The organism is Ensifer sp. Root127 (assembly GCF_001425225.1).
Lineage (GTDB): Bacteria > Pseudomonadota > Alphaproteobacteria > Rhizobiales > Rhizobiaceae > Ensifer > Ensifer canadensis.
Genome location: NZ_LMDX01000001.1, coordinates 233904 through 260127 on the forward strand (window position 1 = coordinate 233904; position 26224 = coordinate 260127).

Sequence of the window (26224 nt, forward strand, 5' to 3'; positions counted from 1 at the left end):
CTCTGAAAGGAAACGAACATGCAAGTCATTCTTCTCGAACGTATCGCAAAGCTCGGCCAGATGGGCGAAACCGTAAAGGTTCGCGACGGCTTCGCACGCAACTACCTGCTGCCACTCGGCAAGGCACTGCGCGCCAACGCTGCTAACAAGGCCCGTTTCGAATCCGAGCGTTCGACGCTCGAAGCCCGTAACCTCGAGCGCAAGTCGGAAGCCCAGAAGGTTGCCGAGAACCTCGACGGCAAGTCCTTCATCATCGTCCGTTCCGCTGGCGAAACCGGCCAGCTCTACGGTTCGGTTGCCGCTCGCGACGTCATCGAAGTGCTGGCTGCAGAAGGCTTCAACATCGGCCGCAACCAGGTCGACCTGAACCACCCGATCAAGTCGATCGGCCTGCACAACGTCACGCTGCACCTGCATTCGGAAGTCGAAATCGCGGTTGAAGTCAACGTTGCCCGTTCGGCTGAAGAAGCTGAGCGCCAGTCAAAGGGCGAAAGCCTGACCTCGGCCGACGCCATCTACGGCGTTGACGAAGATGCCCTGAAGCCGGAAGACTTCTTCAACCCGGAAGCCGAATTCGAAGGCGAAGAAGAATAAGCCTTACAGGCCATTCTGAATGCGAAAGCCCGGATCCTTGGACCCGGGCTTTTTCTTTGCTGTCGGCTTGACTTCAGCTGTGGGCAAGCTCGGCCACAGGTGCTGCATCCTTGTCCACACGTACGACGACCGACAGGCCGGGCGACAAGAGATCGGCAAGCGGCTGGCCGGGATCGACGGCGATCCGGACGCCCACGCGCTGGGCGACCTTGGTAAAATTGCCGGTGGCGTTGTCCGGGCGGATGATGCTGAACTCGGAGCCGGCGGCAGGCGCAAAGCGCTCGATGTGCCCGGTCAGCGTGTTCCTTTGCAGCGCATCGACCGAAATGGTCACCGGCTGGCCGGCCTTCATGCCGTCGAGCTGCGTTTCCTTGAAATTCGCAAGCACCCAAACATCATGCGGCACGACGGCGAGCAATTGCGAGCCGGCGGTGACATATTGGCCGAGGCGCGCACCGATCTCGCCGAGCTTTCCGTCACGGGGAGCGACGATCCGGGTGTTTTCCAGATCGATCCGGGCCAGTTCGACGGCGGCCTCGGCGCCGGCAACGGCAGCCTGCAGACCGGCACGGGCGCCAAGCGTGGTGGCCAGTGCTTGGCGCGAAACCTCCAGCCCCGCTTCGGCCTGGTTGACGGCGGCCTGTGCCTGTTCGAACGCTGCGCGCGATTGATCGGCTTCGCTGCGTGTCGAGATGCCCTTCTCCGCCAACGGCCGGATTCGGTCCCAAGATGCGCTCGCTCTGTTGAACGCAGCCTTCGCGCTGTCCAGCTGTGCTGCGCTGGCAGCAATACCGGCCTTGGCCGACAGTTCCTGCTGACGCGAATTGGCATGCGATGCCTTCTGGGCGGCAAGTGTCGCCTCTGACTGGGCCAGTTTCTGGGCGTAGATCCGGTCGTCGATCCTGACGAGCAATTGCCCGGCCTTGACCTCCTCGTAGTCGTGCACCGGCACCTCGGCGACATAACCTGACAGTTGCGGGCTCATGACCGTCAGGTAACCCCTGACATAGGCGTTCTCCGTCATCTCGACGGAACTGGGGAACGGCGGCAGTCGCCAGGCATAGAGAACCAGGGCGAGGCCCGAGAGGCCGGCGAGCAAGACGATGATCGTGGTGGGTGAGCGCAAGGATTTCAGCATGGTCGTCAACTCTGTTCGTCAAGAAGAGAAGGCGGGTGCGGGAGGCGCAAGGCGCGCCGCGATCCGCTTGTAAAGGATATGCACCAGCAGACCGGCCAACGCGCAAAGGGCAATGCCGGACGCCAGCAGAAAGGCATCGTTGTAGGCGAGAATGTTGGCCTCGCGGGTAACCTGCTGCCCCAACAACGCCACGCCCTCGCCGTTCAGCAAGGTCCTGTCGCCGATCACCCGGCCATAGCTTGCGGCCAGCTGGCTGAGGCGCTGGGCGATGAGCGGGTTCGACATCACGATCTGCTCGGCCAGCACATTGGAATGGAACTTCTCCCGCAGGGTGACGAAGCTTCCGAAGGTCGCGGTGCCGATCAGGCCACCGATGCTTTGGGTGAACAGGAAGATGACGATGAAGCTGAGAATGTAGCTCGGCCCCTTCATCAGCGCCGCCTTGAAGCCGCTGGCCATGGCCGGCGGCAGGAACAGAGCGGTTCCGGCGGCGATCATGGCCTGGCTGATATACATCTGCTCGGGTCGTGTCAGATTGGTCGCCTGGCTGTCGATATAGGCACCGCCAGCCAGCAGGCTCAGCGCCAGAACATGCACGAACTCGGCGTGGTCAGGATTCATTAGTGCGGCGCACAAAAGGCCGCCGGCGATCGATGCGCCGAGAATGACCCAATAAAGCGTCGCGACCTGCTCGAACTGCAATCCGAGCAGCTGATAGAAGTTTGCCGCGATCGCCGACTGCTCCGAGGCGACAAGGCGAAAGACCAGCAGCACCGCGGTAAAATGCAGGATCTCCCTGGAGGCGAGCCAGCGAACGTCGATCAACGGCAGTTCACGATTGAGTTCGATCAGCACCACGCTGGTCAGCGCCACGATCGCCACAGCCAGGAGCACACCCAGCCACGGCGCTTCGAACCACCAGTAGAGCCGCCCCATGGTCAGCACGATGGCGATACAGCCGAAGCCGACAGCCACCAGCAGGTAGCTCAGAATATCGGTGCGCTGGATCACTTTGGCGTGCGGCACCGGCGTCAGCGGCAGCAGGTAGATGATCGGCAGCGCCATCAGCGCCAGGGCCATCTCGAGCGTATAGAGCCCATGCCATTGGCCGTATTCGATCAGCTTCGGCGAGATCAGCCGGGTGATCGGTGCCGAAATGGTCGTGCAGGTCAGCGCCAGGGCAAGACCGACCGTCAGCTTGCGCGCCGGCAGGAAGGCCTCCAGCATGTAGAGGAAACCGAGCGTCGACATGGGGGCCGCCGCGATGCCACTGATGAAGCGAACGACGATCGCCGACTGCAGATCGGAAACAAAGACGTTCATCAGCGAAACGATAACAAAGCCGACAATGCCGATTTCTGCGAACCGGCGCAGTCCGTATTGCGCCCGGATTTTGACGAGCGCGATCGAGAGAGAGACATTCGGCGCCATGTAGGCTGCCGAAAGCCAGGCGGCCTCGATCGAGGTGGCGGAAAGTGATCCCTGCAGCTGGGTAAGATTGGCGAGCGCCAGATTCATGCCGAGGCCCTGGGTGAGGAACAGTAGCGCCGAGCAGACGACGTAGGTCGCGGACCTGGCAACGCTCATCGGCCGTGGCACGGGCATCGTTGCGGTGGCCGTGACTTGCTGTTGTGCTGGCTCGCCAGAGGGCGCCTCCGCCTCGTCGTCGCCAAGGGCTGTCCTGTTGTCGTTTGCTGCGGGCCTTGCGGCGGCACTCATCGATGTCATTCCTTCGCCAGCGATTGAACGTTATCGGCGATGGTGCGCACGACCTTCAGCACCGCCGCGACCTCGTCTTCACCGACGCCCTGCAGCACTTCTGCCCGGATCTCGTCGGCAAGCTTCAGGATCTCGTCGGCGATGGTGCGCCCAAGTTCGGTCATGTGGATCTGCTTGGCCCTGCGATCCGACACCTCGACCCTGCGCTCGATGAAACCCTGCTTTTCCATTCCGTCCAGCAGGCGCACGATCGTCGGCGTCTCGATATCCAGTTCGTCGGCCAGTTCGCGCTGGTTCAAGCCATCCTTCTTGGTTAGCGCAAACAGCGCCCTCGCCCGAGCCAGGGTCAGGCCACGCTCCTTCACCCTGGCATCGAAGACAGCCCGCAGCTTACGATTGACCATCGACAAGGCGTCGAACAGTTCGCGATTGACGATGGGCTGATACATAGTACCTTTTCCATATTAGTAGCATGCTAATTATTCTGCTCCTATCTAATCCATCCCAAGGCAATTTTCAAGACGGCGTTTTGAGAGGGGGCAAACGGCGCTAGAATTGGCGCAGTCGCCGATTGCAGCGATTCGCGGCGTCAACGTCGTTCTTCATGCGGACTTTATTTTTTGCACTTTCGTGATGTCGGCCTGTGGATCAGTCGAACAACGGGCAAATGCGATGGGCCGCGCCACATGGTCTGCGACTGTGGCACTGCTGCACTTGACCCGCAGAGACGCAGACAGCAAACCGGGTGCACACCAGAAGAGGCAGAGACGAACGACCATGAACGACGCAGCGCGAAAGCTCGCCCCTATCGGCAAGGACCAATCGGACCAGCATTACCGCGAGGCGCCGAACAACCTTGAAGCCGAACAGGCGCTGCTCGGCGCGATCCTCGTCAACAATGATGCGTTCTATCGCGTCTCGGACTTCCTGAAGCCGGTCCACCTGTTCGAACCCCTGCATCGCCGCATCTACGAGGTTGCCGGCGACATCATCCGCATGGGCAAGACCGCCAACCCGGTGACGATCAAGACCTTCCTTAAGGCCGACGAAAAGGTCGGCGACCTGACGGTCGCGCAGTATCTTGCCCGCCTTGCCGCCGGCGCCGTCTCGATCATCAACGCCGAAGACTACGGCCGCGCAATCTACGATTTGGCGCTGCGCCGTTCGCTGATCACCATCGGCGAGGACATGGTCAATATCGCCTTTGACGCACCGCTCGACATGCCGCCGCAGGGCCAGATCGAGGACGCGGAACGGCGCCTGTTCGAGCTCGCCGAAACCGGCCGCTACGACGGCGGTTTCCAGTCCTTCAACGATGCGGTCGCGCTTGCCATCGACATGGCTGGCGCGGCGTTCGAGCGCGACGGCAGCCTGTCGGGTATTTCGACGGGCATCCTGTCGCTCGACGCCCGCATGGGCGGCCTGCAGCGCTCGGACTTGATCGTACTTGCGGGACGTCCCGGCATGGGCAAGACCTCGCTTGCCACCAACATCGCCTACAACATTGCCGCCGCCTACGACCCGGAGGTTCAGGCGGACGGTTCGTTCAAGGCCAAGAACGGCGGCGTCGTCGGCTTCTACTCGCTCGAAATGTCGTCCGAACAGCTGGCAACGCGTATCATCTCCGAGCAGACCGAAGTCTCCTCCTCGAAGATCCGCCGCGGCGACATCTCCGAAGCCGACTTCGAAAAGCTCGTCGCCTGCTCGCAGATGATGCAGAAAGTTCCGCTGTTCATCGACCAGACCGGTGGTATCTCGATCGCCCAGCTCTCCGCCCGTGCGCGCCGCCTCAAGCGCCAGCGCGGCCTCGATTGCCTGGTCGTCGACTATATTCAGCTGATGACCGGCTCGGGCAAATCGAGCGACAACCGCGTGCAGGAAATCACCCAGATCACCACCGGCCTGAAGGCACTCGGCAAGGAGCTGAACGTGCCGATCATCGCGCTGTCGCAGCTCTCCCGTCAGGTGGAAAGCCGCGAAGACAAGCGCCCCCAGCTCTCCGACCTTCGCGAATCGGGCTCGATCGAGCAGGACGCCGACGTCGTGCTCTTCGTGTTCCGTGAGGAATACTACGTGAAGAACCTCGAGCCTCGCGACGAATTCGATCCGAAGTACGACGAGTGGAAGATGAAGATGGAACAGGTGAAGGGCACGGCCGACGTGATCATCGCCAAGCAGCGTCACGGACCGACCGGCACCGTCAAGCTCGCCTTCCAGTCGGAATTCACCCGCTTTACCGATCTGGCCGATCCGTCCTTCACCCAATACGAAGAACACTGAGAAAGTCGGGGGGCGTCTTTACGCCCCCAGCAACATTCTGAAGATCGCCACGGTCACGACGCCGGCCGCGACAGCGGCGAGCAACGGCAACCGCATGGCGACGAGTGCCGTTACCACCGTAGCGATCGTTTCCGCCGGCCCGGTGACCAGCGCCGTCGGCGCGATCACCGCCATCAACACGGCCGGCGGGATCGCCTCCAGGGCCCGCTTCTGCGTTTCTCCGATCGTCACAAACCGAATGAGCACCAGGCCGCCGATGCGGGTGGCAATGGTTGCGATTGCCATGGCGACGATGGCCAGAAGCGTGTTCGGATCGACGGTCATGCGTGCACCTCCTGGCTACGGCCGGCAAGAAGCGCGACCGCAACCCCGGCAGCAGCACCAGCGGCGATGTACCAGACACCCGGCAGAAACTGATGCGTCAGCACCGCGGCAGCGGCGCTTGCGGCAAGCACAACCCCGGTCTCACGGCCTTTCCAGAAACCCATCACCAGCACGATGAAAACCGCGGGAAAGGCGAAGTCGAGCCCCGTCACCTTCGGATCGCCAAGGAAGGCCCCCAGCAACGCGCCGGCAAGGCTTGTCGTCACCCAGACGAAGTAGAACGGCACGGCGATTCCCGCGAACCAGGCGGGCGTCAGCCTGCCCTCTTTCGCGCGCATCTCCGCCATTGCCCATATCTCGTCGGCAAGCAGCAGCATCGAGGCGTATTTCGTCGGGCCTGAGAACCCCTGGAGCTTGGCGCCGAGCGACGCGCTCATCAGCACGTGCCTGACATTGACCAGCAAGGCGGAGAAAGCGAGTGCCGCCCAAGAGGCCGGATGCGTCCAGATGTCCATGGCCACGAATTGCGAGCCGCCGGCAAAAACCAGCGCGCTCATCAATGTCACCTCCGCGCCCGAAAGCCCCTTGCCGGCGGCAACTGCGCCGAAGACGAGCCCAATCGGCATGACCGCCACGATGAGCGGCGCCATCGCCATGGCTCCGGCTCGAAAGTCTGGACCGAATCCCGTGTCGCTCAATGTTCATGCCTCCCGATCGATAACGAACGGAGCACACCTAAACCGGCCCGAGCGGGGCGTATTGAACGAAAGTGATCAACCGGCGCGGAAGGCGCCGGGCGTGACGCCGGTTCGAGCCTTGAAGTGTCGGCTGAAATGCGCCTGATCGGCAAACCCGCACTGATAGGCGGTATCGACCGCCGACCAGCCGTGCCGCAGCAGTGTCTTTGCCGCCCGCACGCGCTTGTCAGTCAGGAAGGCATGCGGTGTGATGTGAAACTGGCGCCGGAAGGCGCGGATCAGATGCGCCCGGCTGAGGCCCGCGACCTTGGCCAGCTCCTCCAGGCCGATATCCTGCGCGTAGTTCTCGGTCAGATAGTCGCGCGCCCGCTGGACCGCGGACTGCTCCTTCGTTTCGACCGGCACGATGATCGTGCTGCCGTGCCGCTCGAACATGGTGGCGAGCACGCCGAACATGCGTTCCTCGGCTTCGAGCGCGCCAGTCGCGTGCTCCAGCGCCTTGTGGGCGTGATAGAAGGAGTGGGCCAGATCCGGATCGCACAGCATGCGCTTGGAAAAGGACGGCGTTCCCTTGAACGGCCGCCCGGTGACATCTTCCAGAATGTTCACCAGCAATTCGGTACTCGGATAGACCATGCGATAGCGGTAACCGCTACCACCTGGGTGACCGTCATGGATCTCGTCTGGATTGATGAGATAGAAGTCGCCGGGCCCCGCTTGCGATCGTTCGCCCCTGATCTTGCTGATCTGCGAGCCGGCCTCGATCGCGCCGATGCTGAAGGTGTCGTGCGCGTGCGGCGCAAATTCGTGCGTAATGAAAGTCGCGGTCAGGCATTCCATGCCATCGAACCGGAGGTCCCGCCAGAATCGGGTCCGCTCCGCGCCTTCCAGCGGCATGACATCGATGGCCTGTTCCTGCGAAATCGTGTGCATGTGGCGATCCTAACGTCCGCCACGACCAGCGTCTTGCATAAAAGTGCTCTTCGCCCTCGCCGCCCAACCGAATGCCGCCATCCGACAGGACGGCATTTGCGGGCAAGCGTGGTTGGCTGTATTGGTCCTTCATCGTCCACGCAGAGTGCCAGGCATGCTCAGTCCAGAATTCCTCTCCGCCTCCAACCGGCTCACGATCGACCTCAACGCATTGGCAGACAACTGGCGCTCGATGAATGCCCGCTCGGGCAAGGCCCGTGCCGCTGCGGTGCTGAAGGCGGATGCCTACGGCCTCGGCATCGACGAGGCGGCGCCAGCGCTTTACGCCGCCGGTGCCCGCGATTTCTTCGTCGCCAATGCGGAAGAAGGTGCTGACCTGCGGCCGCTGGTGCCGGAAGGCCGGATCTACATTCTGGCCGGCATGTGGCCCGGCAATGAGGTGCTGTTCTTCGACAATGATCTCGTGCCGGTGATCAACTCGGAGGAGCAGCTTGCCGTTTTCATGGCGGCGCTGTCCGAGCGCGGCGACCACCCTTGCGTGTTGCATGTCGATACCGGCATGAACCGCCTGGGGCTGTCGGTCGAAGAAGCCGTCGCTCTTGCCAACGATCCGGCCCGCCCGGCGAGCTTCTCGCCGGTCCTGATCATGAGCCACCTCGCCTGCGCCGACGATCCGGGCAACCCGCTCAATAGTTATCAGTTGCAACGCTTCCGCGAAGCCTCTGCTGCATTCGAAGGCGTTGATGCCAGCCTGGCAAACTCCGGCGGCGTGTTCCTGGGCGACGACTACCATTTCAACCTGACGCGCCCGGGCATCGCCGTCTATGGCGGCGAAGCGGTCAATGACGTCGCCAATCCGATGAAGCCGGTCGTGACGGCAGAAGCCCGCATCATTCAGGTACGCAACGTCGCCGCCGGCGGGCACGCAAGCTACGGAGCGTCTGCCCGCTTCAACCGCGACAGCCGCATCGCCACCGTCGCCGTCGGTTATGCCGATGGCTATCACCGCTCCGTCTCGGGCGGTGGCGTGACCTTGCGCCAGGCGACGCCTTCGGGCGCCTTCGGCTTTCTGCACGGCGAGAAGGTGCCGCATGTCGGCCGGGTGACGATGGACCTCAGCCTCTTCGACGTCACCGACCTGCCGGAAAACGCGGTGCGCGCCGGCGACTATATCGAGCTGTTCGGCCGGCATGTCGCACTGGACGACGTGGCGCGCGCCGGCGGCACGATCGGCTATGAGATGCTGACCAGCCTCGGCCATCGCTACGACCGCCACTATATCGGCGCGGTCTGAGCCGGCTTTCGCACCGATACTTTACAGTCCGTCGTCGAAAATCACCTTTTGTTCCGCGTTTCGCGGCATTATGTGAAGGCAAAAGTGATTCTCCGATCACCGGCAGTGCCGCCACAGACGGCACGTCGAAAGTCTCCGCACTGTGAAAGTCGTTGCCGATGGCGAAAGCCCGCACACAATTCGTCTGCCAGAACTGCGGCACCATCCATACCCGCTGGGCCGGTAAGTGCGAGGGCTGCGGCGAATGGAACACGATCATCGAGGACGACCCGACAGCCGGCATCGGCGGCGGCCCGTCCCGCGCGCCGAAGAAGGGGCGCCCGGTTGCGCTCACCACGCTATCGGGTGAAATCGAGGACGCCCCGCGCATCCAGACCGGGATATCCGAGCTCGACCGCGCCACCGGCGGCGGCTTCGTTCGCGGCTCTGCCCTCCTCATCGGCGGCGATCCCGGCATCGGTAAATCGACAGTGCTGATGCAGGCGGCAGCGGCCCTTGCGCGCCAGAAACACCGTGTCATCTATGTCTCGGGTGAAGAGGCCGTGGCCCAGGTGCGCCTTCGCGCCCAACGGCTGGGTGCTGCCGACAGCGACGTGCTGCTGGCAGCTGAAACCAACGTCGAGGACATTCTCGCGACGCTTGCCGAGGGCAAGCGCCCCGATCTCGTCATCATCGACTCGATCCAGACACTCTGGAGCGACATCGTCGATTCGGCGCCCGGCACGGTGACCCAGGTGCGGACCGGCGTGCAGGCGATGATCCGCTTTGCTAAGCAGACGGGAACCGCCGTCGTGCTCGTCGGCCACGTCACCAAGGAAGGCCAGATCGCCGGTCCCCGCGTGGTCGAGCACATGGTCGATGCCGTGCTCTATTTCGAAGGCGACCGCGGCCATCACTACCGCATCTTGAGAACAGTGAAGAACCGCTTCGGGCCGACGGACGAGATCGGCGTCTTCGAGATGTCGGACAAGGGTCTGCGCGAGGTCGCCAATCCATCGGAACTGTTCCTCGGCGAGCGCAACGAAAAATCGCCGGGGGCCGCCGTCTTTGCCGGCATGGAGGGAACACGGCCGATCCTGGTTGAGGTGCAGGCGCTGGTGGCGCCGACCTCGCTCGGCACGCCGCGCCGTGCCATCGTCGGCTGGGACTCCGCCCGCCTCTCGATGATCCTTGCGGTGCTTGAAGCCCATTGCGGCGTGCGGCTCGGGCAGCACGACGTCTACCTCAACATCGCCGGCGGCTACCGAATTTCCGAGCCTGCCGCCGACTTGGCTGTGGCTTCCGCACTGGTTTCGTCGCTTGCCGGGCTTGCCCTTCCGGCTGATTGCGTCTATTTCGGCGAAGTCAGCTTGTCGGGCGCCATCCGGCCGGTTGCGCATACCGCTCAACGCCTCAAGGAAGCCGAGAAGCTCGGTTTCTCGCAGGCTGTTCTGCCAGCTGCCTCGACCGAATTGCCGAAGAACGGCAATGGCCGGTGGAGCGAGTTGGAAAGCCTGCCGGATCTGGTGGCGCGCATCGCGGGATCGCGAAACGCCTTGAGACCGGCAGAGGATGCAGATTGAAGGTGCGGGTGCTGCAAGCGGCTCCACGGGACGCCTTCTGAGCAGGCTCATAACAATGCCCTGAACATCAGGCAGGGCCGACGGCGGATAGGCTTGAGGAGACCCGGACGAACCGGGTTCGGAGTAAGGACAAAATGCCCATTACAATTCTCGACGGTATCGTTCTCGGCGTCGCGCTGTTTTCAGCAATCCTGGCAATGGTCCGAGGCTTCTCACGCGAAGTCCTGTCGGTTGCCAGCTGGGTTGGCGCGGCGGCGGCGGCCTACTTCCTCTACCCGCACCTCCTGCCCTATGCCAAGCAGTATACCAGCAGCGACACGGTCGCGCTGATCGGCTCGGCGGCAGTGATCTTCCTGGTTGCGCTGATCATCATTTCCTTCATCACCATGCGCGTCGCCGATTTCATCATCGACAGCCGCATCGGCGCGCTCGACCGCACGCTGGGCTTTCTCTTCGGCGCCGCGCGCGGCATCCTGCTCGTGGTCGTCGCCATGCTGTTCTTCAACTGGCTGGTCGCTCCGCAGCAGCAGCCGGGTTGGGTCACGCAGGCGAAGTCCAAGCCGCTTCTCGACAATCTCGGCAACAAGCTGATCGCGCTTCTGCCCGAGGAAGCCGACGCCACCATCCTCGACCGCCTGCGCGGCAAGGACACGACCGGCGAAGGCGAAGGCGAGACCCCGGCCGGCACGCCCGGACAGGCACCGTCGGGTTCGCCCGACCAGGCGCCCGTTGACGACGCCCCGGCCACCAACGGCTGAGACATGGAAGAACTGCCGACAAAGCCCGCTGCGCGGGCTTTGTCCTTTTGGGAATAACGCTTGTGTCCGTTTTCAGCTAAGATCGCTTGAAGACGGCGGGCCTGATCACGATATGCGCACCGGCACGGAGCAAAGGCGACTGTGATGACCGATCTGAGATCCACGGAAATCCATGACGAACTCGATGGCGATACCCTGCACGAAGAGTGCGGCGTCTTCGGCATCCTGGGGCACCCGGATGCGGCGGCGCTGACGGCGCTCGGCCTGCATGCGCTCCAGCATCGCGGCCAGGAGGCCGCCGGTATCGTCACCTTCGACGGCAAGCAGTTCTGCACCGAAAAGCGCATGGGTCTCGTCGGCGATCACTACACCGATCCCGCAACGCTCGCGAAGCTCCCGGGCTTCATGTCCATCGGCCACACGCGCTACTCGACGACAGGCGAAGTGGCGCTGCGCAACGTCCAGCCGCTCTTTGCCGAGCTGCATGAAGGCGGCATCGCGATTGCCCATAACGGCAACTTCACCAACGGCCTGACGCTGCGCCGCCAGATCATCTCGGACGGCGCCATCTGTCAGTCGACCTCCGACACCGAAGTTGTCCTCCACCTCATCGCCCGCTCCAAGCACGCTTCGACCACCGACCGCTTCGCCGATGCGATCGCGCAGGTCGAGGGCGGCTACTCGATGCTGGCGCTGACACGCACCAAGCTGATCGCCGCCCGCGACCCGCACGGCATCCGCCCGCTCGTCATGGGCGACCTCGACGGCAAGCCGATCTTCTGCTCGGAAACCTGCGCACTCGACATCATCGGCGCCAAGTTCGTGCGCGACGTGGAGAATGGCGAAATCATCATCTGCGAGATCCAGCCCGACGGCTCGATCTCGATCGATTCGCGCAAGCCGCTGGCTCCGCAACCGGAGCGGCTCTGCCTGTTCGAATACGTCTATTTCGCCCGTCCGGATTCGGTCGTCGGCGGCCGCAACGTCTATGTGGCGCGCAAGAACATGGGCCAGAACCTGGCCAAGGAAGCCCCTGTCGAGGCCGATGTCGTCGTCCCGGTTCCCGATGGCGGTACGCCCGCCGCAATCGGCTACGCACAGCAGAGCGGCATTCCCTTCGAGCTCGGCATCATCCGCAACCATTATGTCGGCCGGACCTTCATCGAGCCGACGCAGCAGATCCGCGCCTTCGGCGTCAAGCTGAAGCACTCGGCGAACCGCGCGATGATCGAGGGCAAGCGCGTCGTGCTCGTCGACGATTCGATCGTTCGCGGCACCACCTCGGTCAAGATCGTGCAGATGATCCGCGATGCCGGTGCACGCGAAGTGCATGTGCGTGTTGCCAGCCCGATGATCTTCCATCCGGACTTCTACGGCATCGACACGCCGGACCGCGACAAGCTGCTCGCCAACCAGCATGCCGACCTTGCGTCCATGTGCCGCTTCATTGGCGCGGACTCGCTCGAGTTCCTGTCGATCGACGGCCTCTACGAGGCTGTGGGCGGCATCAAGCGCGATCTCAAGTCGCCGCAGTTCACCGATCACTATTTCACCGGGGACTATCCGACCCGCCTTCTCGACCAGGAAGGCGCCAGCAATGTCCGCAAACTCTCGGTTCTCGCCAGCAACGGATAATCAGACAATAAAATGACGATCAATTTGAAAGACCGGGTCGCCGTCGTCACCGGCGCATCGCGCGGTATCGGCTATTTCACGGCCCTCGAACTCGCCAAGGCTGGCGCCCACGTCGTCGCCTGCGCCCGCACCGTCGGTGGCCTCGAAGAGCTGGATGACGCGATCAAGGCGGTCGGCGGCTCGGCAACGCTCGTTCCGTTCGATCTCGCCGACATGGCTGCGATCGACAAGCTCGGCGGCGCGATCAACGAGCGCTGGGGCAAACTCGACATCATGGTCGCCAATGCCGGCGTGCTCGGCACCATCTCGCCGATCGGCCATGTCGAGGCCAAGGTGTTCGAGAAGGTGATGAACATCAACGTCAATGCCACCTGGCGCCTGATCCGCACGCTCGAGCCGTTGCTCATCAAGTCCGATGCCGGACGTGCGCTCATTCTCTCCTCTAGCGCTGCCCACAAGTGCAAGCCGTTCTGGGGCCCCTACTCTGCCTCCAAGGCCGCCGTCGAAGCGCTCGCCCGCACATGGGCCGGAGAGACACAGCGACTACCGCTGCGCATCCTCAGCGTCGATCCGGGCGCAACCCGCACCGCGATGCGCGCCCAGGCGATGCCCGGTGAAGATCCGGAGACCGTGCCGCACCCCTCCGAGGTCGCGGCGGAGCTTCTGCCACTGGTCGGCCCGGACCAGACCGAGACCGGCAAGCTTTACATCGTTCGCGAAAAGAAGATCGTCGACTACCGCCTGCCGGAGTGACGTCACCACAAAGCCGAGATCAAAAAGGCCACCGTGTTTCCACGGTGGCCTTTTTATTTTGCGCTGACATTCAGCGTTAATGCGCGCCGCGATCTCTACTGCATGTGCAGCAATTCAAAGCGCTACAGCGCCGCGCGTCTAATAAGATGCGCGGCGCTGTAGGATTCGCTTACCGCGCTTTAAGCTCTCGTTTTGCGCATGTTGTTATCGCAAAACCGCCGCGCACTTTTGCGACATGCTTCAGTCGACCTTGTCGCCCGGCAGGCCGTCGCCGCCATGGGCGGGATGGGCGGGCCAGTCGCCGCCATACTTGCGCTGCCACGAGCGCGCGCCGAACGGCAGCGTGATCAGGTAGCCAAGCGCCGTCACCGCCATTGTCTCCCAGGTGTAGGTCATCAGCGTCGCGACATAAAAGACGACGACGAGAATGACCGGCAGGACGAGATCGCGGCGAACGCGGCTGTTTTCCGACTTGCCCGACCAGACCGGCAGACGGCTGACCAGCAGGAAGGCAATCAGCACGGTGTAGCCCGATGCGATCAGCGCGAAGGTGCGCTCAGGTGCCAAGCCCAGCAGGCCGAGATAGACCGGCAGCAGCACCAGCATGGCACCCGCCGGCGCAGGCACGCCGACGAAATACTCCGACTGCCACGCTGCCTTGGACTGGCGCTCGGCCATGACGTTGAAGCGGGCCAATCGCAGGCCGCAGGCGATCGCGTAGATCAACGCCGCAATCCAGCCGATCGAGCGGGCCTGATCCAGGATGAAGACGTAGAGAACGAGCGCCGGCGCCACGCCGAAGTTGATGATATCGGCGAGGGAGTCCATCTGGCCGCCGAAGTTCGACGTCGCCTTCAGCAGGCGCGCGACGCGACCGTCGATACCGTCGAGAAAGGCCGCAAGCAACACCATGGCAACGGCGAGCTCGATGCGGTTTTCGAAGGCGAGCCGAATGCCGGAGAGACCTGCGCAGATCGCCAGCACGGTGATCATGTTCGGGATCATCAGGCGCAGCGGTATCTCGCGCAGTCGAGGGCCGCGACCGGTATCGCTTGAACCGTTCGCCTCGCCCGCGACTTTCGGCGGTTCGGCTGGGTTTTCCTGTTGAGGACCTTCCATAGGGGCTCCTTATGCGCGACGGCTGATGACCGGGCCCTTGGCCGAGCCGAATTCGGCAAGCACGGTTTCACCGGCAATCGCGGTCTGGCCGAGGCTGACGCGGGGCTCGACACCATCAGGCAGGAAAACGTCGAGGCGCGAGCCGAACCGGATGAGGCCGAAACGCTCACCGGCGTCGAGCGAGCCGTTTTCATACTTCCAGCAGATGATGCGGCGGGCAACCAGACCGGCGATCTGTACGAGGCCGATTTCACCATGCTTCGTCTGGATGACGAGGCCGTTGCGTTCGTTCTCGTGGCTGGCCTTGTCGAGTTCGGCGTTGACGAACTTGCCGGCGCGGTAGGCGATGCGGCTGATGGTGCCGGTCATCGGCGCACGGTTCACGTGGCAGTTGAAGACGTTCATGAAGACCGAGATGCGCAGCATCGGTTCGGAACCAAGACCCAGCTCTTCCGGCGGCGTAACCATGGCAATCGACGAAACGCGGCCATCGGCCGGGCTGATCACCAGATCGTCGTCGATCGGCGTCATGCGCTCGGGGTCACGGAAGAAATAGGCGCACCAGGCGGTGAGCAGGAAGCCGATCCACATCAGCGGCTCCCACAGCAAGCCCAGCACCAGCGACGCGACGAAGAAGATCGCGATGAAGCGATAGCCTTCCTTGTGCACCGGGACCAGCGTGTTGCGCACCGTATTGACCAAGCTCATGAACTCTACTCCAAATTTGCTGTGGAACGTGACCTAGCGCGAAATGCCGCCCGCGGCAACGCTGCCCGCCCGACAGCGACAAAACGCGTCGCGATCAGCGACAAGACATGGCCGTCATAGGGCCGGCTCGCCACGCGTGACGATACCGAGGTCGTCGCTCTCGCGCACACGCTTCAATTGTTCTTCCGCCTGGGTCGCCTCGCGCTGGCGGCTCCACATGGAAGCATAAAGTCCGTCGCGATCGATCAGTTCCCCGTGCGTGCCGCGCTCGGCGATGACGCCATCCTTGAGCACGATGATCTCATCGGCATTGATGACCGTCGAAAGCCGGTGGGCGATAACCAGTGTCGTGCGGTTGCGGGAAACCACGTCGAGCGCCGACTGGATTTCCTGTTCCGTGCGCGTGTCGAGCGCGGAAGTTGCCTCATCGAGGATGAGGATCGGCGGTGCCTTCAGGATCGTACGGGCGATGGCGACACGCTGCTTCTCGCCGCCCGAAAGCTTGAGGCCGCGCTCGCCGACCATTGCCTGAAACCCTTCGGGAAGCGACTGGATGAAGGTCGCGATCTGTGCCGCCTCAGCCGCAGCGACAACCTCCTCCTCGGTTGCCGAAACGCGTCCGTAGCGGATGTTGTAGGCGATGGTATCGTTGAACAGCACGGTGTCCTGCGGCACCATGCCGATCACGGCGCGCAGGCTCTTCTGTGTCACACCGCGCACGTCCTGCCCGTCGATAGTGATCGTGCCCTGTTGCACGTCGTAGAAGCGATAAAGAAGCCGCGACAGCGTCGACTTGCCGGCCCCCGACGGGCCGACGACGGCAACGGTCTTGCCGGCAGGCACCTCGAAGCTGATGCCTTTCAGGATCGGTCGCGCTGCATCATAGGCAAAGTGCACGTCCTTGAAGGCGATGGCGCCGTTTGCAATGGCGAGCTGCCGCGCATCCGGGCGGTCGACCACTTCGGCTTCGACGTCGAGCAGATCGAACATGTGTTCGATGTCGGTCAGCCCCTGGCGGATTTCGCGATAGACGAAGCCGATGAAATTGAGCGGAATGGCCAGCTGGATCAGCATGGCGTTGATGAAGACGAAGTCCCCGAGCGTCTGCTCGCCGCGCTGCACCGCGAGCGCGGACATGACCATCATGACTGCCGTGCCAGCGCCAAAGATCATCGCCTGGCCGAAGTTGAGCCAGCCGAGCGAGGTCCAGACCTGGGTCGCCGCCTTCTCATAGCGCTCCATGGATCTGTCGAAGCGCTTGGCTTCCATTTCTTCGTTGCCGAAATACTTGACGGTCTCGAAGTTCAAGAGCGAGTCGATCGCCTTGGTGTTGGCGTCGGTGTCGCTGTCGTTCATGGAGCGGCGGATGGCGATGCGCCAGTCGCTCGCCTTGACCGTAAACCAGATATAGAGCCAGACGGTGATGGCCGTGACCAGCAGGTAGCTGAAACCGTAGCCCCACCAGAAGATCACGGCGGTCAGCAAAAATTCGATCAGCGTCGGTACACTGTTCAGAATGGTGAAGCGAACGATGGTCTCGATGCCCTTGGTGCCGCGCTCGATCACGCGCGACAGGCCGCCGGTGCGTCGCTCGAGATGAAAGCGCAGCGACAACTGGTGCATATGCACGAAGGTCTTGTAGGCGAGTTGCCGGACCGCATGCTGCCCGACGCTGGCAAACAGCGCGTCGCGCAACTGGTTGAGCCCCGCCTGCAGCAAACGCGCGAGGTTATAGGCAAGCACCAGCATGACTGCGCCGCCCAGGAACTGCGGCAGGAAGCCCAGTGCATCCGGCTTGTTGTTCAGCGCATCCGTCGCCCACTTGAAGAAATAAGGAACGAGGATGAGGACGACCTTGGCAATCACCAGGATGATCGTCGCCCAGACGACTCGAAGCTTCAGATCAGCCCGATCTGAAGGCCACATGTAGGGCCACAGGTTGACGATGGTTCGAAACGGGTTGCTCGTATCGGCGGAAATCGTCTTCGTCTGGTTCTGAGGTGCCACGTCTTGATCCGCCTTCACTCTTTCGCACGCCCGGGCGGACGGTCATGCCAATCCACCGGCGTCGCGCAGTTGCGGCTCCGCGCCTCGAACCTTTGGGCAAGGACATCGGGGCACATCATCGCCATCCAATGAAAAGCGGCGTCTCGTTGAAGACGCCGCCTTCTTTGACAAATAGGTCTCCGTCGACACTGCCGCAATGCGATGATGTCGATGAACAGCCTATTGCTCGTGTTTCATGTGCTTCTTGTGAATTTCGCGCGATTCTTCATCGGAAAGTGCCTGATCGGGAACGCCGAAGACCTGGCCAGGGCGGATGCGATCGGGGTTTTCGATCTGTGCCTGGTTGGCGAGGTAGATCGTGGTGTAGCGAACACCCGCGCCATAGACACGCCGTGAGATCTGCCAGAGCGTATCACCGCGACGGATGATCACGGAACTCTTGCTTTCCTTCAGCGGCGCCTGCTCCACCGTTGCCGGCTGAGCCTGGGTTTCAGTCGAGGCCATGGAAGGCTGCGCAGCGGCGACGTCATTGGTGATCGAGCTGCCGGCACCCTTGACCTTCGACGCGCCGGAAGCCTCGGCGATCTCGCCCGATGCGATGGTGTTGGCAACCGCCGGCGTGACACTGCCGCGTTCAGCAAGGATTGCACCGACCGAGGCTTCGACCTTGGTTAGGGCCGCAGCGACACTTGAGGCATCCTGCGGGGCCTCCTTCAGCACGGCCAGCGCATCGGCAGCAGCCTTTGCTGTCCGGGCGACCTCGCCTGCGAGCGCCTGATCGGAATTGTCGGCGAGCCTGAAATCGGCCAGCGACTTCAGTGCGAATTCGCTTGCTGAGCGTGCTGCCGCGAGTTGCTCGCCCGTCGGCACCTTGCCATTGGAGAAAAGCCCCTTCAGCAGCGCGAGCGCCTTGCCGGCTTCGGCACGCAGCCCGTCGAGGCCGGCTGTCGCGGCGGCCGAAACCGGGCCGGCAACAGCTGCGACCTGGCTACCGGCCGGGCGGTCGAACGGCACCGATGCGCGCATGACGACCTTGCTTGCGTCCTCGCTCAACATGTCTGCACGGATGATGTGGCTGCCGACCGCAAGGTCGATCTGACCGTCTACGACAAAGTGGCCCTTGTCATCCGCCTTCATTTCGCCGAGCAGCTTGTCGTCCGCGTAGATGCGAACGACGGCACCGGGCTTTGCGCTACCGGCGACGAACATCTTGGCGCCCTCGATCTCGACGGCGGTGACCTGCAGCCCTGCAGCGCCGTTTGGCTTTGCCGCCGTTGCGTCGCTCGTCGTCTGCGGCGTTGCAGACGCCACATCGGCGGATGTCGCCGCGGCCGGCTGCGAAGCAGGCGCGTCAGCCGTCTGCGCAACGCCCGCCAGCGCGTCAGGCGTGGTGAGCAGCCGGCTGGCAGTGCCGGGCTTAGAGACCATGGCAAGCAATTGGCCGGTCGGGTCCTTTGGAACGGAAACCGTTGCGACTTCTTGCGAATTCTTGGCAACGCCGTCTTCGCCGACCGCGCGCAGGGTCAGCTGGTAGTCCCCGGCCGGAAGCGGCTTGTCGAAGACGGCGGCGAAATCGCCGGTCACGCCGACATCAGCCGTTCCGACGATCGTCGCGCCGTTGAGGATTTCCAGCTTGGAACCGGGTGCGGCGTGGCCGGCAACAACGGTCGAACCATCGGGCTCGACGCGCAGCACGTCAAAACCGGGAATAGATGCATCCTCGACCGGTGATTTCGCGTCAGCGGCGCTTGCCGCCTGTTGCGGCTCCGCCATTTTGCTGGCGTCATCGGACTTCGCCGAGTCCGAAGTGGGCTGAGGCCCGCCGGTCGACGATGCCGCGTCACCGGTTTGGGCCGGAGCGTTTGCCGTGCCATCGGCCGAGGCTTCCTTGCCGTCACGCAAATTCGGTTGAACTACAAAAACCATCAACGCTGTTGCTGCCGCAAGGACAGTAAGGGCCACCCAGCCGGCCTTGTTCTTGATCATGCCACTCTCCACAGGAGCGGAGCGACGCTCCGCGCATGCCCTCTCATCGGCCTAAGGCGCGGGGCTTGCGCGGTCATTATAGCGCAACTGCGAGCTACCCGCCCAATTTCTTCAATCGATCCCTGAAATTGCTAGCGTTTCCTAGTGTAGCAGACAAGCAGCCGCCCCTGCTGCAGGCGCCGCGAACCAAGCTTTCCCCTCATTTTTCTTGACCCTTGCTGCGCTGCAATGCTTTTTGACCGGATGAGCACTGAAACCAGCACGATTCGATCCATCTGCGTCTACTGTGGTTCGCAGCCCGGGCGCGACCCGATTTACATGGAAGCCGGCCGCGCGCTCGGCCGCTCGATCGCCGACCATGGCCTGCGTCTGGTCTATGGCGGCGGCACGCGCGGCATCATGGGAGCGGTCGCCAGCGGCGTGCTTTCCAATGGCGGCGAGGTCACCGGCATCATCCCGGAATTCCTGATGGACAAGGAAGCGACGCGCCATTCGCTCGGCCAGCTCAACGAACTGATCGTCACCGCCGACATGCATGAGCGCAAGCACACCATGTTCGAGCGGGCGGACGCCTTTGTCGCCCTGCCGGGCGGCATCGGCACGCTGGAAGAGATCGTCGAGATCATGACCTGGGCGCAGCTCGGTCGTCACCGCAAGCCGATGGTCTTCGGCAACATGAACGATTTCTGGAAGCCGATGCTGGACCTGCTGCAGCACATGCGCGCTGAAGGCTTCGTTCACACGGCCCACCTCGTCCAGCCGCTTGTCGTCGACAAGGCCGAGGACATCGTGCCGGCGATCCTTGCGGCCGCTAGCGGCGCAAACGGCCGCGAAGGCGAAGCCGAGATCATCTCCCGCCTTTAGGCCTGTGTTACACCCCCAAAATCAGAAAAGGCGCGCCTGACGGACGCGCCTTTTTCCATTCTTGCCTACTGCATGTTTCCTTAAATCACATTCGATTTAAGGATAAAAACATGCAGCAATTCAAAGTGCTACAGCGGCCTTTGCGCGTCTAACACGACGCGCGGCGCTGTAGTGTCTTATTCGGCCGGGCTGACCTGTTCGGCGCGACGGGCGCGGCTCTGTGCCAGCATGGCGCCGGAATAAATAACCAATGCGGCCCAGATCAGTGCGAAGGCGATCAGCTTTGCGGTGCCGAAAGGCTCGTGGAAGACGAAGACGGCAATCAGGAAGATCATCGTCGGCGCGATATACTGCATGATGCCGATGGTCGACAGCCGCAGCAGCTTGGCGCCATTGGCATAGATCATCAGCGGGATCGCGGTGACAATGCCGCAGGACATCAGCCACAGCACGTCAGTCATGCCCGTGTCGCCGAAGTGCCCTTGGCCGGTCGCCTCGAGCCAGATGATGTAGCCGATCGCTGGAACGCTGAGCAGCAGCACTTCGAGGAAGAAGCCCTGGTTCGGCCCGATCGGCAGCGTCTTGCGGAAAAAGGCGTAGAAGCCCCAGGAGAGGCAGAGCCCGATCGACACCCAGGGCAGACCGCCGGCATCGAAGGCGAGTACGCCAACGGCGGCAGCGGCCAGCGCGATCGCCACCATCTGCGCCGGGCTTGGCTTTTCCTTCAGCAACAGAGCGCCGAGGAAAATCGAGAAAAGCGGATTGATGTAATAGCCGAGCGCCGTCTCGATCGCGCGACCAGCACCGATCGCCCAGACATAGATACCCCAGTTGATGGTGATGAGCACGGCAGTGAGAGCCGCCATGCGCAACATGCGCGGTGAACGAAGGGCGACCTTGACGTCTTCCGTGCGCCCAAGCCACACCAGCACGAGGCCCGCGAGCGGAACCGACCAGACGATGCGGTGCGCAACCACTTCCGGCGCCGGGATATGGGCGATCGCCTTCATGAAGAAAGGCAGGAATCCCCAGAGCAGATAGGCCGTGAGCGCAAAGGCGAAGCCCTTGGCGGAATCGGTGTTTTCTGCGGGTACTTTCGCGTTCGGCTCGGCCATGACATTTTTCCTGATGTAGTCGCCGGAGGCTGTCTTGGCGATGACGCCCGCTCCGGTCGCAATCGAAGGTGCAGCCTTACCGGCCGACGAACCCTTCCATGGGGCGTCGTACTCCAATGACCATCAATGCACCAATTCATTTCCGTGAACGGATGGTGAATTTTGCTCATACTTTAGGCAAGAGCAACGACGCCCAGCGGGGTGCCTATGCTCTCCCTCACCTGAAGCAGGCGCTTACTCGGCGGCGATCAGTCCGACATGGTCGCGATTCTTCAACAGCTTGAAAATGATACTGTCCATCAACGCCTGGAACGAGGCATCTATGATGTTGTCGGAGACGCCGACCGTCCACCAGCGCGCGCCCGTGCCATCGGTCGATTCGATCAGAACGCGCGTGATCGCCTCGGTCCCGCCGTTGAGGATACGGACCTTGTAGTCCGCAAGCTCCAGGTCTTCGATCTCCGACTGGTATTTGCCGAGGTCCTTGCGCAGGGCCAGATCGAGCGCATTGACCGGCCCGTGGCCTTCGGCCACCGACATCATGGTTTCGCCATCGACGACGACCCTGACGACCGCTTCCGACACGGTTTTCAGATGACCGTTGGCGTCGAACCGACGTTCGACCATCACCCGGAAGCTTTCGACGTGGAAGAAATCCGGCACCGTCCCGAGGATGCGGCTGGCCAGCAGCGCGAAACTCGCATCGGCGCCCTCATAGGCATAACCGGTCGCCTCGCGCTCCTTGACGATCGCGATCAGCTTGTCGAGCTTGGGATCGTCTTTGCCAACCACGATCCCCCGCCGCTTCAGCGCGTTGATGAAGTTCGCCTTGCCGCCCTGGTCGGACACCATGACCTTGCGCAGATTGCCGACACTTTCAGGGGCGATGTGCTCGTAGGTGCGTGGATCCTTCAGAAGCGCCGAGGCGTGAATGCCGGCCTTGGTGGCAAAGGCCGAGGCACCGACATAGGGCGCCTGCATGTCCGGCGAGCGGTTCAATAGTTCGTCGAAAGCATGCGAGAGCTTCGTCAGTTCCTGCAGGCGGTCGGAATCGATCGCCGTTTCGAACCTGCTGGAATAGATCTCTTTCAGCGCGAGGGTGGGGATAAGCGTCACCAGATTGGCGTTGCCGCACCGCTCGCCGATGCCGTTCAGCGTTCCCTGTATCTGGCGGACGCCGGCCTCGACGGCTGCAAGCGAATTGGCTATCGCCTGCCCCGTGTCGTTATGGGCGTGGATGCCGAGACTGGCGCCGGGCACACCGGCGGCGATAACAGCCGAAACGATCTCGCGCACCTCGTGCGGCTGGGTGCCGCCATTGGTATCACAAAGCACGATCCAGCGTGCGCCCGCTTCGAAGGCAGTCTGCGCACAGGCAAGCGCATAGGCGCGGTTCGCCTTGTAGCCGTCGAAGAAATGCTCGCAGTCGACCATGGCCTCGCGGCCGGCGCCGACAACGGCTGCGACGGAAGCCCGGATGTTGTCGAGGTTTTCCTCGTTGGAACAGCCGAGCGCCACCGCCACGTGGTAATCCCAGCTCTTGGCCACGAGACAGATCGCGTCGGTGTTTGCTTCGAGCAGGGCGGCAAGGCCCGGGTCGTTCGAGGCGGAAACGCCAGCGCGCTTGGTCATGCCGAAGGCGACGAAGGAGGCCTTCTTCGTGCGCTTGCGCTTGAAGAACTCCGTATCGGTCGGGTTTGCCCCGGGATAGCCGCCTTCGACATAGTCCATGCCGAAATCGTCGAGCAGGGTGGTAATCGCGATCTTGTCCTCGACGGAAAAGTCGATGCCGGGCGTCTGCTGCCCGTCCCGTAGCGTCGTGTCGAAGAGGTAGATGCGTTCCCTGGTCATGGCTCGTTTCCAATAATGCTCAGTCGTTATTCGGTCTTGCCGGCGAATTTGTCAGTGGCGCGGATCAACCGGTCGAGGATACCGGGTTCGGAATAGGCGTGCCCTGCCCCCTCGATCAGGTGGAACTCAGCCTCGGGCCAGGCCTTGTGCAACTGCCAGGCATATTTTGCCGGGCATGGCATGTCGTAGCGGCCCTGGACGATCACGCCGGGGATGCCATGCAGACGATGGGCATCCCGCAGCAATTGGCCGTCGTCCATCCAGCCGGCATTGACGAAGAAGTGGTTCTCGATGCGCGCGAAGGCATCGGCAAACTCGTCCTCCTCAAAACGGCCGCTGGTCGACAGTTCCGGAAGCAGCGTGATCGTCTCACCTTCCCATATGCTCCAGCTCCGGGCAGCTGCCAAACGCGTCGCCCTGTCGTCGCTGGTCAGGCGCCGGTGATAGGCACGCATCATCTCGTGCCGCTCATTCTCCGGGATCGGCGCGATGAACCGCTCCCATTTGTCCGGAAACATCTCCGAGACGCCGAACTGATAGTACCAGTCGAGCTCGGCCTTGGTCAGGGTATAGATGCCGCGCAGCACCAGTTCCGTCACCCGACCCGGGTGCTTTTCCGCATAGGCGAGTGCCAGGGTCGATCCCCAGGAGCCGCCGAACACCAGCCATTTCTCGACCCCTGCCATCTCGCGCAGACGTTCGATATCGGCGACGAGGTGCCAGGTGGTGTTGGCTTCGATCTCCGCATGCGGCTTCGACATGCCGCAACCGCGCTGGTCGAACAGCGTCACGTCGTAAAGCTTGGGATCGAACAGCCGGCGATGGTTGGGCGAGATCGTGCCGCCCGGCCCGCCATGCAGGAACACCGCCGGTTTTGCGCCTGGCGTTCCTACCCGTTCCCAATAGACCGAATGACCGTCGCCGACGTCGACGTGACCCGACGCATGGGGTTCGATTTCCGGGTAGAGCGTACGCAATTGAGCAGTCATCTTCAGTCTCTCATCGGTGGCCAGTGCACCGTATCGTAATCGGGATGCTGGCGGTTCGTTTCGAGCACGAGCAGGTGCCGGGTGGCGGAAAGCTCGGTGCCGTCGTCGGTCTGCCTTTCGGGAAGCTTCGCAAGCCGCGAGAACCAAACCATGCGCGATTCTACCCCAGACTGATAAACCGGTGGCAGATCGTCTGGATCATCGAGCGAGCCGAGCACGATGTTGAGGAAATCCTCGTCCGGCATGTCATAGAAGAGCGGCGTTCCGCAATCGTGGCAGAAGGCGCGGCGCACCAGATGCGAGGAGCGAAACCATGAGGGTTGCCCGCGGGTGATGTCGAAATTGTCGCGCGCGATGTTGGCGAGCGGCATGAAATAATTGCCGGCGGCCTTCTGGCACATGCGACAGTGACAGATATGCGCATCCGCCAGCACGCCTTCGGCGCGGTAGCGGATCGCTCCGCACTGGCAGCCGCCGGTAAAGATGCGCGAAATCGTCATCGGAACACTCCCGGTTGGTGCCACTGCTCGGTGTCGTGATCGGGATGCTGGAAGGAAATGACACTCTCCTGCCTGCTATAGAAATCCGGATCCGTCAGCACCGGCTGGTCGAAGATGGTCTCGACCCAGGGGAGCCGCGAGGCATAATTAACCTGTATCTGCGGGGCCAGATCGCTGCGATCATCGAACGTGCCGATGGCGATTTCCATGCCGCCGGGATGGCGGTAGATCATCGGCGTGCCGCATTTCGGGCAGAAACCACGATCGATATTGACCGAGGATTGGAAGTAGCTCGGCTCGTCGCGCGTCCACTCGACGCCATCCTTCGGCGCTGTCACCAGCGCCGAGAAGAAGGCGCCGAACTGCTTCTGGCACATGCGGCAATGGCAGATCGACGGACGGCCGAGTTGTCCCCGAATGCGGAAACGGACCGCGCCGCACTGGCATCCGCCTGTTCGCACTGTATCGGTCATTTCTCGTCCTCCGGGGGCCAGGTTTCGGTGTCATGATCAGGATGCTGGTAGGAAACGAGATCGGCAAGGAATGCCACGGCGTCGGCATCGGCCAACGTCTCCTCCCCCGGCAATTCAGGCACTTGATCGACATAGGGCAGCTTAGCCTCGATGCCCCACTGGATTGTCGGCACGATCCCCTGAGGTTCGTCGAAGGCAGCAATCGCCAGCGCCATGCCATCGGGCGCCTCATAGGTTAGAGGCGTGCCGCAATCACCGCAAAATCCACGCCAGCCAAAATTGGACGACTGGAAGCGTTTGCGCTCGCCACGCGTCCAGTTGACGGTAGCGCCACGCACCGACACCAACGGCAGATAGAAGTTTCCGCTCGCCTTCTGGCACATGCGGCAATGGCAGACGGAAGCGTCGCCGAGAACGCCCTCGACGCGGAAACGCACGGCACCACATTGGCAGCCGCCGGTATGATACGGCCTGTTGTCGAGACTCATCGCAACGTCTCCTCAAGTCGACACATGACAGACCGCCTCGATGTTGTTGCCGTCGGGATCGAAGACGAAGGCGGCATAATAATCCGGGTGGTAGTGCGGGCGCAGTCCCGGCTTGCCATTGTCGCGGCCGCCGGCAGAAAGAGCTGCGTCGTAGAAGGCATCGACTTCGCTGCGGCTGCGTGCGGTAAAAGCATAGTGCCTGCCCGGACCTGCGGCCGCCTCATGCAACCAAAAGACCGGACGTTCGCGACCGTAACCGCCGACCTTAACGCCGCCGGTGTGCTCGGCCGGCACCATCATCAGGAGGGAGGCGCCAAGCGGCGCAAACGCCCCGTCGTAGAACGACTTCGCCTTGTCGAAATCCGCAACCGAGATACCAGTATGATCGATCATTGCACGAACTCCTCCTTCATGCGCCTCTCCTCATGCCGTCAAG

The 26224-nt window shown here is 62.6% G+C and carries 25 protein-coding genes; 8 read left to right on the forward strand and 17 right to left on the reverse strand.

Annotation, left to right across the window (positions count from 1 at the left end):
• The first annotated feature begins 18 nt into the window (after window positions 1-18).
• Window positions 19-594 (forward strand): 50S ribosomal protein L9, encoded by a 576-nt coding sequence (gene rplI / locus ASD03_RS01105; protein WP_025426446.1) that lies wholly within the window; start codon window positions 19-21, stop codon window positions 592-594.
• Window positions 595-667: 73 nt separating this feature from the next.
• Here the strand turns inward: rplI and ASD03_RS01110 are convergent, their stop codons facing one another.
• The 3 genes from ASD03_RS01110 to ASD03_RS01120 all read right to left on the reverse strand — a co-directional run bounded on the left by ASD03_RS01110 (window position 668) and on the right by ASD03_RS01120 (window position 3900).
• A complete protein-coding gene (locus tag ASD03_RS01110; protein ID WP_025426445.1) occupies window positions 668-1732 on the reverse strand; it encodes an HlyD family secretion protein in 1065 nt (354 codons plus the stop codon).
• Between the two features lie 18 nt (window positions 1733-1750).
• On the reverse strand, window positions 1751-3319 hold the full coding sequence (locus ASD03_RS01115; protein WP_225906190.1) for an MFS transporter: 1569 nt from the start codon (window positions 3317-3319) through the stop codon (window positions 1751-1753).
• Window positions 3320-3456: 137 nt separating this feature from the next.
• The gene (locus ASD03_RS01120; protein ID WP_025426443.1) at window positions 3457-3900 is read right to left on the reverse strand and encodes a MarR family transcriptional regulator; all 444 of its coding nucleotides are present in this window, start codon (window positions 3898-3900) and stop codon (window positions 3457-3459) included.
• Between the two features lie 328 nt (window positions 3901-4228).
• Between ASD03_RS01120 and ASD03_RS01125 the strand changes: the two genes are divergently transcribed.
• Entirely contained in the window at window positions 4229-5731 is a 1503-nt protein-coding gene (locus tag ASD03_RS01125) for a replicative DNA helicase (protein WP_025426442.1), read from the forward strand.
• An 18-nt stretch (window positions 5732-5749) separates the two neighbouring features.
• On the opposite strand, the gene ASD03_RS01130 is transcribed toward ASD03_RS01125, so the two are convergent.
• The 3 genes from ASD03_RS01130 to ASD03_RS01140 all read right to left on the reverse strand — a co-directional run bounded on the left by ASD03_RS01130 (window position 5750) and on the right by ASD03_RS01140 (window position 7686).
• Window positions 5750-6055, reverse strand: coding sequence for an AzlD domain-containing protein (locus ASD03_RS01130; protein ID WP_025426441.1), 306 nt, complete (start codon window positions 6053-6055; stop codon window positions 5750-5752).
• The gene (locus tag ASD03_RS01135; protein WP_051509157.1) at window positions 6052-6705 is read right to left on the reverse strand and encodes an AzlC family ABC transporter permease; all 654 of its coding nucleotides are present in this window, start codon (window positions 6703-6705) and stop codon (window positions 6052-6054) included. Before ASD03_RS01135 ends, ASD03_RS01130 begins: the two co-directional genes overlap by 4 nt.
• A gap of 123 nt (window positions 6706-6828) precedes the next feature.
• The gene (locus ASD03_RS01140) at window positions 6829-7686 is read right to left on the reverse strand and encodes an AraC family transcriptional regulator (RefSeq protein WP_025426439.1); all 858 of its coding nucleotides are present in this window, start codon (window positions 7684-7686) and stop codon (window positions 6829-6831) included.
• Window positions 7687-7840: 154 nt separating this feature from the next.
• Here ASD03_RS01140 and alr point away from each other — a divergent pair, with 154 nt between their 5' ends.
• The 5 genes from alr to ASD03_RS01165 all read left to right on the forward strand — a co-directional run bounded on the left by alr (window position 7841) and on the right by ASD03_RS01165 (window position 13688).
• On the forward strand, window positions 7841-8980 hold the full coding sequence (alr, locus tag ASD03_RS01145) for an alanine racemase (RefSeq protein ID WP_025426438.1): 1140 nt from the start codon (window positions 7841-7843) through the stop codon (window positions 8978-8980).
• A 158-nt stretch (window positions 8981-9138) separates the two neighbouring features.
• On the forward strand, window positions 9139-10542 hold the full coding sequence (radA, locus tag ASD03_RS01150) for a DNA repair protein RadA (RefSeq protein ID WP_025426437.1): 1404 nt from the start codon (window positions 9139-9141) through the stop codon (window positions 10540-10542).
• Between the two features lie 134 nt (window positions 10543-10676).
• Window positions 10677-11300, forward strand: a complete 624-nt coding sequence (locus tag ASD03_RS01155) for a CvpA family protein (protein ID WP_025426436.1) — start codon at window positions 10677-10679, stop codon at window positions 11298-11300.
• Window positions 11301-11444: 144 nt separating this feature from the next.
• The gene (purF, locus tag ASD03_RS01160; protein WP_025426435.1) at window positions 11445-12935 is read left to right on the forward strand and encodes an amidophosphoribosyltransferase; all 1491 of its coding nucleotides are present in this window, start codon (window positions 11445-11447) and stop codon (window positions 12933-12935) included.
• 12 nt (window positions 12936-12947) lie between these two features.
• Window positions 12948-13688 carry an SDR family NAD(P)-dependent oxidoreductase gene (locus tag ASD03_RS01165; RefSeq protein ID WP_025426434.1) on the forward strand — a complete coding sequence of 247 codons (741 nt, stop codon included), beginning with the start codon at window positions 12948-12950 and terminating at the stop codon, window positions 13686-13688.
• Window positions 13689-13928: 240 nt separating this feature from the next.
• Here the strand turns inward: ASD03_RS01165 and pssA are convergent, their stop codons facing one another.
• From pssA to ASD03_RS01185, 4 genes are all read right to left on the reverse strand, one after another.
• A complete protein-coding gene (gene pssA / locus ASD03_RS01170) occupies window positions 13929-14807 on the reverse strand; it encodes a CDP-diacylglycerol--serine O-phosphatidyltransferase (RefSeq protein ID WP_025426433.1) in 879 nt (292 codons plus the stop codon).
• Window positions 14808-14816: 9 nt separating this feature from the next.
• The gene (locus ASD03_RS01175) at window positions 14817-15515 is read right to left on the reverse strand and encodes a phosphatidylserine decarboxylase (RefSeq protein ID WP_057212405.1); all 699 of its coding nucleotides are present in this window, start codon (window positions 15513-15515) and stop codon (window positions 14817-14819) included.
• Between the two features lie 114 nt (window positions 15516-15629).
• Window positions 15630-17522 (reverse strand): ABC transporter ATP-binding protein/permease, encoded by a 1893-nt coding sequence (locus ASD03_RS01180; protein WP_025426431.1) that lies wholly within the window; start codon window positions 17520-17522, stop codon window positions 15630-15632.
• A 219-nt stretch (window positions 17523-17741) separates the two neighbouring features.
• Window positions 17742-19508, reverse strand: coding sequence for a LysM peptidoglycan-binding domain-containing protein (locus ASD03_RS01185; protein WP_025426430.1), 1767 nt, complete (start codon window positions 19506-19508; stop codon window positions 17742-17744).
• 243 nt (window positions 19509-19751) lie between these two features.
• Between ASD03_RS01185 and ASD03_RS01190 the strand changes: the two genes are divergently transcribed.
• Window positions 19752-20372, forward strand: a complete 621-nt coding sequence (locus ASD03_RS01190; RefSeq protein WP_025426429.1) for a TIGR00730 family Rossman fold protein — start codon at window positions 19752-19754, stop codon at window positions 20370-20372.
• Between the two features lie 176 nt (window positions 20373-20548).
• Here ASD03_RS01190 and rarD read toward each other — a convergent pair whose 3' ends face one another.
• The 7 genes from rarD to ASD03_RS01225 form a co-directional block, all read right to left on the reverse strand.
• Window positions 20549-21487: an EamA family transporter RarD gene (gene rarD, locus ASD03_RS01195; RefSeq protein WP_025426428.1), complete on the reverse strand. Its 939-nt coding sequence runs from the start codon at window positions 21485-21487 to the stop codon at window positions 20549-20551.
• Between the two features lie 234 nt (window positions 21488-21721).
• On the reverse strand, window positions 21722-23338 hold the full coding sequence (cimA, locus tag ASD03_RS01200; RefSeq protein ID WP_025426427.1) for a citramalate synthase: 1617 nt from the start codon (window positions 23336-23338) through the stop codon (window positions 21722-21724).
• Between the two features lie 26 nt (window positions 23339-23364).
• Entirely contained in the window at window positions 23365-24327 is a 963-nt protein-coding gene (gene pip, locus ASD03_RS01205) for a prolyl aminopeptidase (RefSeq protein ID WP_025426426.1), read from the reverse strand.
• Between the two features lie 2 nt (window positions 24328-24329).
• Window positions 24330-24827 carry a GFA family protein gene (locus ASD03_RS01210; RefSeq protein ID WP_025426425.1) on the reverse strand — a complete coding sequence of 166 codons (498 nt, stop codon included), beginning with the start codon at window positions 24825-24827 and terminating at the stop codon, window positions 24330-24332.
• Window positions 24824-25300 carry a GFA family protein gene (locus ASD03_RS01215; RefSeq protein ID WP_025426424.1) on the reverse strand — a complete coding sequence of 159 codons (477 nt, stop codon included), beginning with the start codon at window positions 25298-25300 and terminating at the stop codon, window positions 24824-24826. Before ASD03_RS01215 ends, ASD03_RS01210 begins: the two co-directional genes overlap by 4 nt.
• Window positions 25297-25788 carry a GFA family protein gene (locus ASD03_RS01220; RefSeq protein ID WP_025426423.1) on the reverse strand — a complete coding sequence of 164 codons (492 nt, stop codon included), beginning with the start codon at window positions 25786-25788 and terminating at the stop codon, window positions 25297-25299. Before ASD03_RS01220 ends, ASD03_RS01215 begins: the two co-directional genes overlap by 4 nt.
• A 12-nt stretch (window positions 25789-25800) precedes the next feature.
• On the reverse strand, window positions 25801-26181 hold the full coding sequence (locus tag ASD03_RS01225; protein ID WP_025426422.1) for a VOC family protein: 381 nt from the start codon (window positions 26179-26181) through the stop codon (window positions 25801-25803).
• Window positions 26182-26224: the final 43 nt, after the last annotated feature.